Source organism: Microcoleus sp. AT9b-C3, from assembly GCF_036705485.1.
Classification (GTDB): domain Bacteria; phylum Cyanobacteriota; class Cyanobacteriia; order Cyanobacteriales; family Microcoleaceae; genus Microcoleus.
Genome location: NZ_JAUBUR010000020.1, coordinates 125986 through 141224 on the forward strand (window position 1 = coordinate 125986; position 15239 = coordinate 141224).

Here is a 15239-nt window from a genome sequence, read left to right on the forward strand (position 1 = left end):
CAGTCAACAGTCAACACTCAATATTCAACATTCAACAGTCAAAAATGCCCAATAACCAATTAGTCATTAAAAATGCCCGAAAGCCATGAACTTGAAACAATCGAAATTCAACTCCTACTAGAAGGAATGTTTCGCTATTACGGATTTGATTTTCGCAATTATGCTCTTGCCTCTCTCAAGCGCCGTATTTGGAACACTATTCGCTCGGAACGGCTCACCACTGTCTCTGCACTTCAGGAAAAGGTACTTCACAATCCTGCTTACCTAGACCGTTTACTGCTGGATATTTCTGTCAATGTAACGGCGATGTTTCGCGATCCCAGCTTTTACATTAGTTTCAGAAATAAAGTAGTGCCGCTGCTGCGTACTTATCCTTTTATTCGGATTTGGCACGCTGGATGTTCAACGGGAGAAGAAGTCTATTCTATGGCAATCTTGCTGCAAGAAGAAGGACTGTATGACCGTTGTCGGATTTACGCTACGGACATGAATGAATTAGTGTTGAAAACAGCCAAAACAGGGATATTCCCGCTGAAACAAATGCAAGAATATACGCAACTATACCACCAAGCGGGGGGTAAGAAAGCGTTTTCTGAGTATTACACTGCTGCCTATGAAAATGCGATTTTTCGGTCTTCACTTAAAGATAATATTGTCTTTGCTCACCACAACCTAGCAACGGATAATTCTTTTAATGAATTTAATGTTATTTTATGCCGTAATGTGATGATTTATTTCAATTCACACCTCCAAGAGCGGGTACACAAGCTTTTTTATGAGAGCCTGGCCATGTTTGGAGTTTTAGGACTAGGACATCAGGAGTCTCTGACTTTTACACCTTATGAAAAATACTATGAACCCATTGAAAGTAGTGATAAAATCTACCGAAGAATTAAATAAAAAAAATTTTGAAATAGTGGTTGTTGGCACGTCTTTGGGAGGGCTAGAGGCTCTGACTGTGCTGCTGGCAGATTTGCCACCAAGCTTTCCTTTGCCTGTAGTTATTGTCCAACACCGCCATAAGAGTTCTCAGAATAGGCTTACTTATTTTTTACAAAAGCAAAGCTCTCTCCAAATCACAGAGGCCCAAGACAAAGAAGAGATCGTACCTGGACGGGTTTACTTGGCTCCTGCGGACTATCACTTGCTAATAGAATCGCCCTGTGAGGAGGAGTTTAGCCTTTATGGAAACGACTTTACAGAATGGGGGAGCGTGGCAGTGGAGTCAATCCATAATTCAAAATCCCCAATCCCCAATCGCGGAACTCCTACATTTGCACTATCAACTGAGGCTCCTGTCTCCTACGCGCGTCCATCAATCGATGTGCTGTTTGAGTCTGCTGCAGATGCCTTTGGGGAGAAAGTTATCGGCATAATTTTAACGGGAGCTAATTCGGATGGCAGTAAAGGGCTGGCAAAAATTAAAGCTGAGGGAGGATTGACATTTGTGGAGGAACCGGCTTCAGCTCTATGCCCGACAATGCCAGCCTCCGCGATCGCAAATGTTGAAGTAGACTGGATTTTACCCCTCTCTAAAATCGCTCCCTGTTTAGTCAATTTGCTAAGAATTAAAGATTAAAAAAATTATGAATCTGCAGCCCCCCCAGCGCGTAAATGTCCTTTTAGTTGACGATCGCCCAGAAAATTTGCTAGCTCTCGAAGCTATCCTCAACAGCCCCTCTTATCATCTAGTACAAGCTAGTTCGGGCGCGGAGGCTCTGAGATGCCTGCTTAATGAAGATTTTGCAGTAATTTTGCTTGATGTGCAGATGCCGGGAATGGATGGATTTGAGACAGCAACATTGATTCGCTCTAGAGATCGATCGCGAGCGACTCCGATTATTTTTATTACAGCATTCAGCAGTAATGACACCCACGTGTTTAAAGGTTATTCTCTGGGGGCGGTGGATTACCTGTTCAAACCCTTAGAACCGGAAATATTGACCTCTAAGGTGCAGGTATTTGTGGAATTGTTCCAAAAAACAGTCGAGGTGAAGCAGCAAGCAACACAGTTAGCTGCGGTTAATAGTGAACTAAGTAAAAGTGAAGAGCGGTTTCGCACTTTGTGTGCTTGTTCACCACTGGGAATTTACTTGGCTGACGTTGAAGGCCGCTGTACTTACATCAATCCCCGTTGTCAAGCGATTTGCGGGTTAACATTGGAGGAAAGTTTGGCAGAGGTTTGGCAGCGGGAAGTTCATCCAGAAGATCGCGATCGCGTAGTAGCAGATTGGTTAGCTTGGATTAAAGAAAGCCAGGAATATTCTAACGAGTTTCGATTAGCTGGTAGCGAAACTGTGAGGTGGATTCACGTGCAGTCGTCGCCAATGTTTTCGGATTTGGGAAAACTGATCGGTCACGTGGGCACGGTTAGAGATGTCACAGACCGCAAGCAAGCAGAGGAAGAACGCGGCAGACTACTCCGGGAACAAGTGGCGCGGCAAGAAGCTGAGAGAGCTAATCAGATGAAGGATGAATTTCTAGCTATTCTCTCTCACGAACTCCGCACTCCTTTAAATGCAATTCTCGGCTGGTCTAGGCTGCTTCGTACCAAAACATTTGACCAAGACACTATTGACAAAGCCCTAGAAACAATTGAGCGCAATGCTAAATCTCAAGCGCAACTCATTGAAGATATTTTAGATGTTTCGCGGATTCTGCGGGGGAAACTAAATTTAAATATGCACCCGATTCGGTTGGAATCTGCGATTAAGCTGGCAATAGATTCTTTGCAGCCGCTGACTGAGGAAAAATCAATAGGCATAGAATTAACCTGTAGTCCCAATGTATGTGAAGTTATCGGCGATTTCGATCGCTTGCAGCAAATTGTGTGGAATTTGCTGTCAAATGCGATTAAGTTTAGTCCGCAAGATGGTAAAGTAGAGGTGCGGTTAGAGTCAGTTGGCGATAAGGCTCAAATTCAGATAATTGATAGCGGCATTGGTATCGAGCCTGATTTTTTGCCTTATGTTTTCGATCGCTTCCGCCAAGCTGATAGCAGCACAACTAGGTCTTACGGGGGTTTGGGACTGGGATTGGCGATCGTCCGTCACTTGGTGGAACAGCACGGCGGTAAGGTGTATGCAGAAAATAATCCGGGCGAGGGTGCGAAATTTACGGTGACTCTACCTCTTGCACAGAGGAACGCCCTCGCTGCTGACGATGATTGGTCGCTGCTCAATGACGCGACAGAGACTCTCCCCACTCTGGCTAATTTGCAATTGCTGGTGGTGGATGATGACGATGACACGCGAGAGTTTTTGATTGCTTTACTCGAGGACGAAGGAGCTATTGTGCGATCGGCGGCATCGGTGGCCGGGGCTCTAGATGCACTGGAAAGTTATTGGCCGGATCTGCTGCTGAGCGACATTGGAATGCCGGAAGCAGACGGCTACGAGTTGATCGCGCGGGTGAGAGAAATGGAAAGGCTTAGGGGTGGAAAGATGCCTGCGATCGCCCTGACGGCCTACGCCAGAGAGGAAGAGCGCAAGCAAGCGCTGGAAGCTGGTTTCCAGATGCACTTATCTAAACCAGTTGACATAACTAAGTTAATTGCCGCAATTGCTAACCTCACAGGAATGCTCGGAAATCCTGAACCGACAGACTCGGCGGTTAAAACCGCTTTGTTGACCCCCCAATCCCGTGCCGATTAGTGAGAAAAATATTAAGCTAGCTAAAAGGACAAGCGATCGACAGTTCGGAACAAGACACTCTTTTTTCCACAAAAAACTGGATATTTGCCGTTTTTTGCTTCAACCTGCCGTCAAAGTACAAAATTACCCGCCGATCAATACATGAATATTTTTAGCAGTCTGCTTTCTAGCCCAACTCAAGCACCCCAAGTCAAAAAACAGCGTCGAGGCATTGAAATTAAGTCGGAACGCGAAATCGAAATTATGCGACAGGCAGGGAAAATCGTTGCAACGGTACTCAAAGAAATTTCCCTAATGGTAAAACCGGGAATGACTACTGCTGATTTGGATGCTTATGCCGAAAGACGCATCCGCGAAATGGGTGCAACTCCCAGCTTTAAAGGCTATCACGGTTTCACGGGATCGATTTGCTCTAGCATTAATAACGAAGTTGTTCACGGCATACCCAGTCCCAAAAAAGTAATTCGGGCAGGAGATGTTCTCAAGGTAGATACTGGGGCATATTATCAAGGTTTTCACGGCGATTCTTGCATCACGATCGCAGTTATGGAAGTGACTCCCGAATCTGCAAAATTAATCCGAGTTGCAGAAGAAGCTCTCTACAAAGGCATCGAACAAGTGAAGGCTGGAGCTTATTTGCTCGATCTGGCTGGTGCGATCGAAGATCATGTCAAAAGCAACGGTTTTAGCGTCGTTGAGGAGTTTACCGGCCACGGTGTCGGGCGAAATTTGCACGAGGAACCGTCGGTTTTCAATTTCCGCACGCGGGAAATGCCGAACGTGAAATTACGATCGGGCATGACATTGGCGATCGAACCAATTCTGAATGCCGGTTCTAAGTACACTCGGACGCTTTCTGACAAGTGGACTGCTGTAACGGTTGACAATGCTATGTCTGCTCAGTTTGAGCATACTGTGTTGGTGACAGAAACTGGTTATGAAATTTTGACAGATCGTTCAAAAGTTTAAGTGGAAGGGTTCAACAATAATTTTGAGTTTTGAGTTTGGAGTTTTGAATTAAAGATTTAAACACTTTTTAATCGTTAGATCAAAACCTAACTCAAAACTCTTGAGTTGAACAACAATTTTTTTAGTTCCTTCGATGGATGGAGTGACAATAAGACTTAAATGCGGCTAAATTAAAAAATAGTGGTAAAGCGTAAGGGTAACAACTATGTCAGCACGATTATTATTGGTAGATGATGAACCGGGCTTGCGGGAAGCAGTACAAGCTTATTTGGAAGATAGCGATTTCGCGGTTGAGGTGGCCAGTAATGCTCGCGACGGCTGGGAACTTTTGCAGCAGTACAATCCCGATTTGGTGATTTCAGACATTATGATGCCCCAGGTGGACGGTTATCAATTTCTCAAGCAAGTGCGGGAAGATCCTCGCTATAAGGCTTTGCCGGTGGTGTTTTTGACGGCTAAGGGGATGACGAGCGATCGTATTCAAGGCTATCAAGCCGGCTGCGATGCTTATCTTTCTAAGCCCTTCGATCCCGACGAATTAGTAGCAATAGTAACCAATTTGCTGGCCCGCCGCGCGGCTGCTAAGGAGACGGGCGAAAATGCTGAAAGTCCAGATATTGCTGCTTTGACAAGCCAAATGGCGAGAATTGAGTCTTTGCTGAGTGGGCGGAGTTCGATCGCCCAAAGTCCTTCGCCGATTAAAATTGATTTGACTCCGCGAGAACAAAGTGTTTTGGATTTGGTGGCTCAAGGTTTGATGAATAAGGAAATTGCCCGCCGCTTGGAAACTAGCGTGCGTAATGTGGAAAAGTACGTCAGCCGTTTGTTTAGCAAGACGGGTACTAACAGCCGTACTGAGTTGGTTCGCTTCGCTCTCGAACACGGCTTGACGAAATAGGAGCCCTCTCGACTTGGCTGGAGGCTGTGCCTCGCCGAGCTGCGTTACCAGGAAGAGCCTGGTAACGAAAATCATCCAAAAACGTAGAAATGTTAAGATATAAGTATTGACAGATATCCGGCGGCTGTGGTATCGCACATCAGCTTGCTGGTGGCAGCGCGGGAGTGCGAAAACTGGTGTGCGAAAACTGGTGTGCGAAAACTGGTGTGCGATCGAACTTCTCACGCACTTTGCTTTGAGTCTGAGATGAACACTCGCAAAGGCTGGGGAATTACTTAACGGGAAAACCTGACTGTTTAAGAGTTTTCACGTAGTAAATAGAAAGGCAAACACTTGACCGGATATGCTGCGTTAAGCAAACTTGCCGCGAAGAGTCACAGATAAGGTTATATCCTGTGGAAAAACAAGCCACTATTAATTACTGGACGCACTCCGACAAAGAAACCGGGTTTTTTACCGAATTTACGGTGTGTAGCAAAGTATGTCGTAAAAAAACCCGGTTTCTGGGCCCCCATCTAAAATTTTACACCCTAGTTCAAGCTCTCATATTCATCTGTGGAGTAAATCTAAAATCTAAAATCTAAAATCTAAAATCGACTGACAGCGCTCTAAAGTAGCCGCAGAAGTTGAATGTATAGCAGCACCAAAGTTTAGTTTATACCAGGAGAATACCATGAGGAAAATCACGGCGCGACAAACAATAAGTGCCATAGTAGCACTGCCGCTCGTACTAATAGCCAATACAACTGAAGCTTTTGCCACTGATACCGATCAGAAAATAGATCCAATTAAGAAAGTTTCGGATTTTGGCGATGAGCTAGATGTTGATATTGGGCCACCAACAACAATCAGCATTGAAGAAAGCGAGGATTGGGATAAACCTGATTTTGCAGCTACTTTAGATATGGAGATTAGTAAATTTATGACAAAAAATCTTCAAGCTGTAATTGATGAGCCGCCGCCGATAGTTTATCTCAGTGATGCAAGGGGCCAGTCAACCCGGGAATGCCGGATTTCTGGGATCTGCGAATAACTGAATCGGATTTGTACAATTTTGGCGATGGCTGGGAACCATGCAAACAACGACTCTTTGGCTGGCTAGAATTGGAGCCATTATCAAGATTTAAGTAAAATCCGGTTGATTTTGCTGGGAATATGCGAATAACAGAGTATGTATTTTTTTGGGTATGCTTTAAGGCGATCGGCTAAAACAATAAGTATGCAGGCTGAAATAAACTTAACTAATTGATAGTTCCCATTGATTGGAAATCGCCCACAAGGGCAGAAATAAAATTAATCATGTGATTCTTCGCTGTGATTGGCACAGGTAAAAACGGCTAAAAGTAAACTTAGAGCAACCGCCAAAACGGTGATGACGTTCTTAATTGCACTTTCCCCTGCCGTCGATTTCTGACATCCGTTACATCCGTTAAATCCGTTAAATAATCCGTTGCCGAACTTCCGTCCGTTACATCCGTTAAATCCGTTAAATAATCCGTTGCCGAACTTCCACCCGTTACATCCGTTACATCCGTTAAATCCGTTAAATAATCCGTTGCCGAACTTCCACCCGTTAAATCCGTTAAATAATCCGTTGCCGAACTGCCATCCGTGACATCCGTTAAATAATCCGTTGCCGAACTTCCTTTTTTCGGCAGTTGACAGCACCTATCCTGAGAAAATTTTTCACTAATTAATTATGATTAATTCGCACTGCCAGCAAGACACCGCAGCACAGCAAAACAAAAGTTCGCTGCAAACTCTCACCCGGACTCTCTCGATGTCTCAGGGGCAATTTTCGCTGATTTTGGCGCGGTGCAATTACAGTGCGATGAGAGAGGAAATTGTAAGGCAATTGCGGGAGGAGTCTGGGATCGAGATTCGAGAAATTGTCCTCCCGCCATCTGTTAAAACTCTTTACACGACGATAGAAACCAAAGTTTCCTGCAGCCACCCGTCTGCTTTAATGGTGTTTGGATTGGAATCGGTAAGTGCGATCGATCGACTGCTGACATCTACCAACTACGTGAGGGAAGAATTTCGGAATAATTTTCCCTTCCCGGTGGTGCTGTGGGTGACAGACAAAATCTTAAAAAAACTGATTCGGTTAGTAACAGATATCGAAACTTGGACGACAAGTGTTGAATTTGTGATTGGTCCCGACGACTTGGCGGATTTCCTGGGCAAAAGTGCCGATCGCATTTTTTCCAACATTTTAGAAAGTGGCAATTGGCGTTTAACTAATTCTGCCATTCTCGGAGCCAATTCTTTGAGTGAACTAGAGTCGGCTAGCCAAGACTTGCAAACTTGCAACATCAGGTTAGAACCAGCTATTGAAGCAAGTTTGCAATTTATTCGCGGTAGGCACGAATATGCTTGTCACCGCATCCCTGCGGCTATTGAATTGTATCAAAAAAGTCTCAGTTTTTGGAAGCATCAAGTAGCATTTATTGGTGGACAAAAAACAGAATTTAGCAATTTGTTATTTACCGTTCACCCCGCACCGGTCTTAGAGGGAATTATCCTATTCCACATCGGCCTTTGCTACCGCTTCCAAGCAGAAAAACACCGCAGCGGCAACCGTCCTTACTGGACGGAAGCTAAGAATTATTTTCAGGAATGTATTGATGTTTTAGAACGGGCGGGACGGCCGGATGCCGTTGGTATATTCATCAATCAACTTGGCGAAGTATTGCAGCATTTAGAAGATTGGGATGCACTCTGGAATTTAGCTATCAAAGCTCGGAGGTTACATGAAAATATGGAAAATTCAGCAGTTAATTTGGCTCAAGATTACGGCTTTTTGGCTAGAGTAGCCTTAGAGCAAAAGAACTGGAAAGGGGCGAAAGAATGGGCTTTAATCGCTCTAGACGTTCTCAACTCGAATTTAGAAGCGACGGGACAGGGAACGCCTGTAAAGTCGCAGCATCTAGGCTTATATCTGTTAATTTTAGCAGAGGCACAGAGTCAGTTGGGTGAGGTGCAAGAGGCGATCGCGCATTTAGAGCTTGCTCGCTCGGAAACCGAAGCGTGCTACAACCCGCAACTGTATTTGCGGGTTTTAGAAATGCTGCGTTCGCTCTATTTTCAGCGGGGAGAATATCTCGAAGCATTTCAAATCAAGCAAGATTATCGAGCGGTGGAACATACGTATCGGTTCCGAGCTTTTATTGGAGCAGGAAAATTGCAGCCGCACAGAGAAGCGGTTAATTCCGTCGCCGAAACTATTGCCGGGGCTGCTACTATTGCGGACGAAATTACAGCTTCCGGCAGAGAGCAAGACCTCAACCGCTTAATATATAGGATGAACAATACCCCAGACAAACTGACAGTAATTTACGGTCAGTCTGGAGTTGGCAAAAGTTCAATAGTCACGGGAGGGTTAGTACCAGCTCTCAAACAAAAAAAAATAGAAATGCGGACTGTTTTGCCAGTAGTGTTGCAAGTTTACAACAACTGGCCGCGGGAATTGACCAGACAGCTATCTGCTGGGAAAGCTGAAATATTCGATCCGGAAATTTCCCAAGCATTACCAGAAACTGCTCCGGTAGATTTGACCGTAGAAGCAGGTGCAGTCAAGGGAAATCTTATTTCGGGGTTTCAGGGTGGCTCGACTGGGAATAATGAGGAGCAAAGGGAGCAGTCACAGCCAGTAGAATTAATCATACAACAACAGGCGATCGAATACGAAAATATTCTCAAGGAGCTGCAAATAAATTCCGAACATTTAGTGACTGTTCTGATATTTGACCAATTTGAAGAATTTTTTTTCGTGTGGAAAGAGCCAGCGGAAAGACAAATATTTTTTGATTTTTTGCGGGAATGCTTAAAAATCAAATATTTAAAAGTCGTCCTGTGTTTGCGGGAAGATTACCTGCACTATTTGCTGGAATTTTCCCGACCCAAAAACCAGACAGGATTCGTTAACAATGATATTTTGGAGGACATTCTCAGCAAAAACATTCTGTTTTATTTGGGAAACTTTTCGCTGGTCGATGCGCGAGCGGTAATTCGCACTTTAACTGAGCGAGCGCAGTTTTACTTAGAACCGGAACTCATCGAAGAATTAGTCAAAGATTTAGCGGGAGAATTGGGAGAAGTCCGCCCGATCGAACTACAACTTGTCGGCGCTCAATTGCAACAAGAAAACATTAGAACTTTAACTCAATATCAGGAACTCGGTGACAATCCGCAACAAAAGTTAGTCGAAAGGTTTCTCGAAGAAGTCATCAAAGATTGTGGTCCAGAAAATGAAGTAGCTGCACGCAGAGTATTGTACTTACTCACAGATGAAGAGCAAATTCGTCCCCTAAAAACCCGCGCCGAATTAGCTTCAAATCTAGCGACATTTGCTGAAGCTGATAAATTAGATCTAGTCTTAGAACTGTTAGTAAGCTCTGGTTTAGTTTTTCGATGGACGGAACTACCAGCAGAGCTTTATCAGCTCGTTCACGATTATTTAGTTAGCTTCATTCGCCAGCAGCAGGAATTAGATCAAAAGGCCGAATTTGAGGAACTGCGAAAGCAAAACCAAATTAACCGAGATGAAATTGAACAAATTCGCAAAGACAGAGAGCAAGACGCTTTACTGTCGGAAGCTAGAGACAAACAGTACCAAGCGGAAGCTCAACTTTACCAAAGTCGTAGATGGCAATTGCGGGCGGCGGTTGTAGGAGTGCTTGTACTCGCAGGTGTTTCTGGGCTGGCATTCGAGCAAGCCAAATTAGCAGAAAGCGCACGGCAAGAAGCAGAAAAAAGTCGGACTGATGCCCTAAATTCGGCGTCGGAAGCTTTGGTGATTTCTAATGAAAAAAATCAATTAGGAGTGTTAGAAAATAGTATCAAAATTGGTCGTGATTCTCTGAAAAGTACAGCGCTGCCTGCGGACACTAAAAATCAAATTGCTGAAAGACTCAGACAAGCAGTTGCCGGGGTGCAAGAACGCAACCGTTTCGAGCAGCACAGCAAGTTTGTTTTGGATGTGAGTGTCAGCCCCGACGGCAATTCAGTTGCTTCGGCAAGTGCTGACAAAACTGTTAAATTGTGGAGCAAAGAAGGTAAGTTATTAAAAACTTTCAATCACCCAGATAGCGTGACGAGTGTTAGTTTTAGTCCCGATGGGAAAACGATCGCTACTGGTTGTGCCGATCGTACAATTAGAATTTGGCAAGTAGATAACGACAAAAGTGCGAGTGGCATTTTATCCGGCCACCGCGATATCGTCACCAGCGTCAGTTTCAGTCCCGACGGCAAAACCCTAGCTTCCGCCAGTCACGACAACACCGTCAAAATCTGGAACCTTGCGAACAAAAAATTGCTGCAAACCTTAACCGGACACAAAGACTGGGTGCTCGGTGTCAGTTTCAGTCCCGACGGCCAAACAATAGCCTCAGCAAGTGTTGACAAAACTGTCAAACTTTGGAACCGAGAAACTAAAACCCAGAAATTTACAATTAATCCCAAAACATTAACCAAACATTCTGACATTGTGTACAGCATTAAGTTCAGTCCAAACAGCCGAGAACTCGTCTCAGCAAGTGCCGACACCACAGCTAAAATTTGGAACCGAAACGGTGAGGAAATCAGAACTCTCAAAGGACACAACGATGAAGTTGTCAGCGCGAGTTTCAGTCGCGACGGCAAAAAAATTGTCACCGGAAGTGCAGACGATACGGTGAAAGTTTGGAGTCGCACTGGCAATTTGCTCAACACTTTTCGAGGACATCAAGACGACGTGAGGGCCGTAAGTTTCAGCGGTGACGGCACTATTGCTTCCGCAAGTAAGGACAAAATAGTGAAAATTTGGAAACCGGACAGCACTCCGCTGAATAAGATTTTATCGGGACACGGAGACTGGGTTTACAAAGTCAGTTTTAGCGCGGATAGCAAAACAATTGCTTCTGCTAGCGGGGACAAAACCGTGAGACTTTGGCGGGCTGACGGCAGTTTATTACAAACCTTAGAAGGTCACAAGGATTCTGTTACCTGGGTGAGCATTTCGCCTGATGATAAAACTGTTGCTTCGGCCAGCGATGACAAAACAGTGAAAGTCTGGAGTTTAAACGGCAAACTGTTAGATACTCTCAGCCACAGCGGGATTGTTAGAAGCGTGAGTTTTAGTCCAGACGGAAAGATAATTGCCGCCGCCAATGCCGATCGCAAATTGTACCTCTGGCGCTGGAACGGTTCTAAAGCAACTTTGTTTGCCAAACTCGATCACACCAATCCAGTAATTAGCGTTAGCTTCAGTCCAGACGGCAAAACTATTGCTACTGCTACCGCTGCTGAGGACAAGGCAAGCGGGAAGAAAAAAGCTTTTGAAATTACCGGAGAAAAGAGAGTTTACCTGTGGCAATTTAACGGTTCGTCGGCGAAAATTCTGAAAACTCTCGACCACCAAGACAGCGTTAAAAATGTTAGTTTCAGTCCCGACGGCAAGACTATTGCTGCTGCTTGCGCTGACAAAAAAGTTTACTTGTGGGGGTTTGATGGCAACGCAGTTAATTTAACTGAAAAACTCGACCACAGCGATACTGTAGAAAGTGTGAGTTTTAGTCCCGACGGCAAATTGATTGCGGCGGCGAGTGGGGGAAATACTGTTAAGCTGTGGGATTTTAATGGCAAGAAGGCGCTGTTATCTAAGACTTTGGAATCGAGCGATCGCGTGTTGAGCGTTACTTTTAGTTCTGATAGCAAAACTCTGGCTTTTGCTAGCAGCGATAGAACTGTAATTCTGTGGCATTTGGAGAATTTGGAACTGAATAATATCATTGCTCGGAGTTGCGAATGGTTGGGAGATTATTTGCAGAATGACCCGAATGTTGCTGAGGGCGATCGACTGCTTTGTCTTGGGTTTGGGAAGCAGGCATTAAATAAGAGGAAATAAACCCTTTAGTGAGGACTGCATTCCTCTGTCGGCGGATGAATAACAACTTGCATTCGTGACGGCGAACGTCGAGTTTAATTTAGATTAAAATATCTATCTGTTGACTGGGGTTTTTGGCTGTAAATTTGCGGTAAAATTCCAGTAAGAAACTTAACTTTTTTGGCGGTTTGCCCGCCGCATCAATCCGCAATTCAAACAAAAGGTCAACCACATGGATGTCAACTCCCAAAATGTCCAACCAATCCCGCCATTCAACGAGACAAACGAAGAAACACCAGAGATAGGTGGCGGTTTGCCCGTAATAGAATATTGGGCAGAACATACATTGTCCCCGGAAGGCCCGAAACTGTGGAAAACTTTGCTGCACAAAAGTGCTTGTTTGTCTTGTTCTTGGGGCACTGGCGGGCAGAAAGGAGGTTTTACAAATGAAGAGGGCGAAAAACTTCAGCGCTGCATGAAAAGCGTTGAAGCAATCTCCGCTGAAATCAAGCCGGCTATCTCAACTCAATTTTTTGAAAAGAAGAGTATTGCAGAACTTCAGCAATTAACTTCAATGGAAGCCGATAGGTTGGGAAGGCTGAGTTTTCCGATGATTTTGCGGGTTGGTTCATCTCATTACGATCGCATTTCTTGGCAAGAAGTTTATCAAATTGCCGAAGCTGCTTTTCGCAAAACCCCTGAAAGAGTGGCATCTTACAGTTCCGGTCGCTCTTCCAACGAAGCCGCTTTTCTGCTGCAATTGATGATGCGGGCGATGGGTTCCAATAACTTAGCAGATTGTTCCGATCTCTGCCACGCTCCATCGACAATCGGGTTAAGCGAAATGTTTGCCACCCGCACCTCGTTAGTGAGTCTAGAAAACTTGAAGGAAGCAGATTGCGTCGTGCTCGCGGGCAGCAATTGTTCCTACAACCATCCCCGCTTGATGAACGAGTTAATTAAAATTCGCGACAAAGGCGGTAAAATAATTGTAATCAATCCGGTGATGGAAATCGGGTTAGTCAAGTTTGGTTCTCCCGCATTTCCCGTCAAGTCGCTCATCCCCGGTTCCGATATTTCCTCCTTATACTTGCAACCAATTCCGGGCAGCGATACGGCGCTATTTGTCGGCATTCAAAAGTCTATAATCGAACAAGGATTGCTGGACGAAAGCTATTTGCAAGCTCATACAGAAGGCTGGGAAGCCGTAGTCCAGCACGCCCGCGAAACCGATTGGGAAACTATTACTAAAACCTGCGGAGTTTCCCAAGCAGAAATTGAGGCAGCAGCCAACATCATCGGCACTTCAAAGCGAGTTGTATTCGGTTGGGCAATGGGAATTACCCAACACGATAACGGTGTAGATAACGTTTTCAGCATTGCCAATACTGCCTTAATGACGGGAAATGTCGGCAAAGAAGGGGCGGGATTAATGCCAGTCAGAGGACACTCAAATGTCCAAGGATTCGGCTCTATGGGCGTCACTGTCAAGCTGAAAAAAGAAATTCAACAAGCTTTAGAAAAACTGTTAAATCGTCCCCTCAGTTCTGTTAAGGGTTACGAAACTCGATCGCTCATTGAAGCAGCAGATGCAGGCAAAGTCGATACGCTGATCTGTCTGGGCGGTAATTTGTACGGGGCGAATCCAGATTCAAATCAGGCAAAACGCGCTTTAAGCAATGTTGAAACCGTTATCTACCTCGCAACCAAACCGAATTTAGGGCATTTTCACGGATTGGCAAAGCACAATACAATTGTGATTCCTGTACTGAATCGCTTTGAAAATCCCCACAAAACAACGGTGGAATCGGGGAATAATTTTGTGCGTTTAAATGATGAGGGCGAAACTCATCTCCAGAATTCGGATTTGATTCCTGAAGTGTATTTTTTGACAGAATTAGCCAGCAGACTTCACGGCAATTTCCCTGTTGATTGGCGCCGACTTCAAGACACAAAATACGTTCGTCAATTGATTGCTAAAACTATTCCTGGCTATGAAAAAATGGCAACCATTGATGAAACACAAGAGGAATTCACCATCGGCGGTCGCATTTTTACAGAACCTAAATTCCCTACTGATTCTGGGAAAGCTAAGATGTTTGTCGCGCCTTTACCTAAGCTGAAATTACCGGAAGCGAAAGAGTTTGGAGTATCGGAATCAACACAGGGTATTGTTGTGGCATTGATGACGGGACGCAGCTATTCTCAGCATAATACTGTTGTCTACAAAATTAATGACAAATACCGGGGAATGCCGCACCGCAACTGCATTTTGATGAATCGTGCGGATGCAGAAAGCGCAGGTTTTCAAGAACATCAGCGGGTTACGGTGCAGGGAAATGCAGGAAAAATGGAAAATGTCGAGGTGATTTACGGGGCGGTTCGCGAGGGTGCTGCTTTGATGTTTTATCCTGAAGTTAATGTGATTTTTCACCCGGAAATTGAAAGGCGATCGGGCACGCCTGCTTACAAGCGCGTACCTGCTTTTGTATACGCATAAATGGGAGATCGGGTAAGGTGCGCAGTGCGCACCCTACATTTAGAGGTTTTGCGTAAGTCCTAGCCAATACTCTAATCAACTGTTAATAGGGGTAAGGTACGGTGTGCATTTACCTGCTTTTGTATACGCATAAATGGGAGATCGGGTAAGGTGCGCAGTGCGCACCCTACATTTAGAGGTTTTGCGTAAGTCCTAGCCAATACTCTAATCAACTGTTAATAGGGGTAAGGTGCGGTGTGCATTTACCTGCTTTTGTATACGCATAAATGGCAGCTCAGGTAAGGTGCGCAGTGCGCACCCTACATTTAGAGGTTTTGCGTAAGTCCTAGCCAATACTCTAATCAACTGTTAATA

The 15239-nt window shown here is 44.9% G+C and carries 10 protein-coding genes; 9 read left to right on the plus strand and 1 reads right to left on the minus strand.

Annotation, left to right across the window (positions count from 1 at the left end):
* Positions 1–72: 72 nt before the first annotated feature.
* From QUB77_RS18850 to QUB77_RS18880, 7 genes are all read left to right on the plus strand, one after another.
* Positions 73–900, plus strand: a complete 828-nt coding sequence (locus QUB77_RS18850) for a protein-glutamate O-methyltransferase CheR (protein ID WP_333175865.1) — start codon at positions 73–75, stop codon at positions 898–900.
* Positions 854–1579 carry a chemotaxis protein CheB gene (locus tag QUB77_RS18855; RefSeq protein ID WP_333175867.1) on the plus strand — a complete coding sequence of 242 codons (726 nt, stop codon included), beginning with the start codon at positions 854–856 and terminating at the stop codon, positions 1577–1579. The genes QUB77_RS18850 and QUB77_RS18855 overlap by 47 nt, the downstream gene beginning before the upstream one ends.
* Positions 1580–1586: 7 nt before the next feature.
* Complete coding sequence (locus QUB77_RS18860) at positions 1587–3653, plus strand: response regulator (RefSeq protein ID WP_333175869.1); 2067 nt, start codon at positions 1587–1589, stop codon at positions 3651–3653.
* A 141-nt stretch (positions 3654–3794) separates the two neighbouring features.
* Positions 3795–4622 carry a type I methionyl aminopeptidase gene (gene map, locus QUB77_RS18865; RefSeq protein WP_333175871.1) on the plus strand — a complete coding sequence of 276 codons (828 nt, stop codon included), beginning with the start codon at positions 3795–3797 and terminating at the stop codon, positions 4620–4622.
* Between the two features lie 205 nt (positions 4623–4827).
* On the plus strand, positions 4828–5520 hold the full coding sequence (locus QUB77_RS18870; RefSeq protein ID WP_333175873.1) for a response regulator transcription factor: 693 nt from the start codon (positions 4828–4830) through the stop codon (positions 5518–5520).
* A 126-nt stretch (positions 5521–5646) separates the two neighbouring features.
* Positions 5647–5799 carry a hypothetical protein gene (locus QUB77_RS18875; protein ID WP_333175875.1) on the plus strand — a complete coding sequence of 51 codons (153 nt, stop codon included), beginning with the start codon at positions 5647–5649 and terminating at the stop codon, positions 5797–5799.
* Positions 5800–6193: 394 nt separating this feature from the next.
* Positions 6194–6553 (plus strand): hypothetical protein, encoded by a 360-nt coding sequence (locus tag QUB77_RS18880; protein ID WP_333175877.1) that lies wholly within the window; start codon positions 6194–6196, stop codon positions 6551–6553.
* A 260-nt stretch (positions 6554–6813) separates the two neighbouring features.
* Here QUB77_RS18880 and QUB77_RS18885 read toward each other — a convergent pair whose 3' ends face one another.
* Complete coding sequence (locus tag QUB77_RS18885) at positions 6814–7188, minus strand: hypothetical protein (protein ID WP_333175878.1); 375 nt, start codon at positions 7186–7188, stop codon at positions 6814–6816.
* A gap of 31 nt (positions 7189–7219) precedes the next feature.
* On the opposite strand from QUB77_RS18885, the gene QUB77_RS18890 reads away from it, so the two are divergent.
* Positions 7220–12406 carry an nSTAND1 domain-containing NTPase gene (locus QUB77_RS18890; RefSeq protein WP_333175880.1) on the plus strand — a complete coding sequence of 1729 codons (5187 nt, stop codon included), beginning with the start codon at positions 7220–7222 and terminating at the stop codon, positions 12404–12406.
* Positions 12407–12617: 211 nt separating this feature from the next.
* Positions 12618–14885, plus strand: a complete 2268-nt coding sequence (locus QUB77_RS18895) for an FdhF/YdeP family oxidoreductase (protein WP_333175882.1) — start codon at positions 12618–12620, stop codon at positions 14883–14885.
* The last annotated feature ends 354 nt before the right edge of the window (positions 14886–15239 follow it).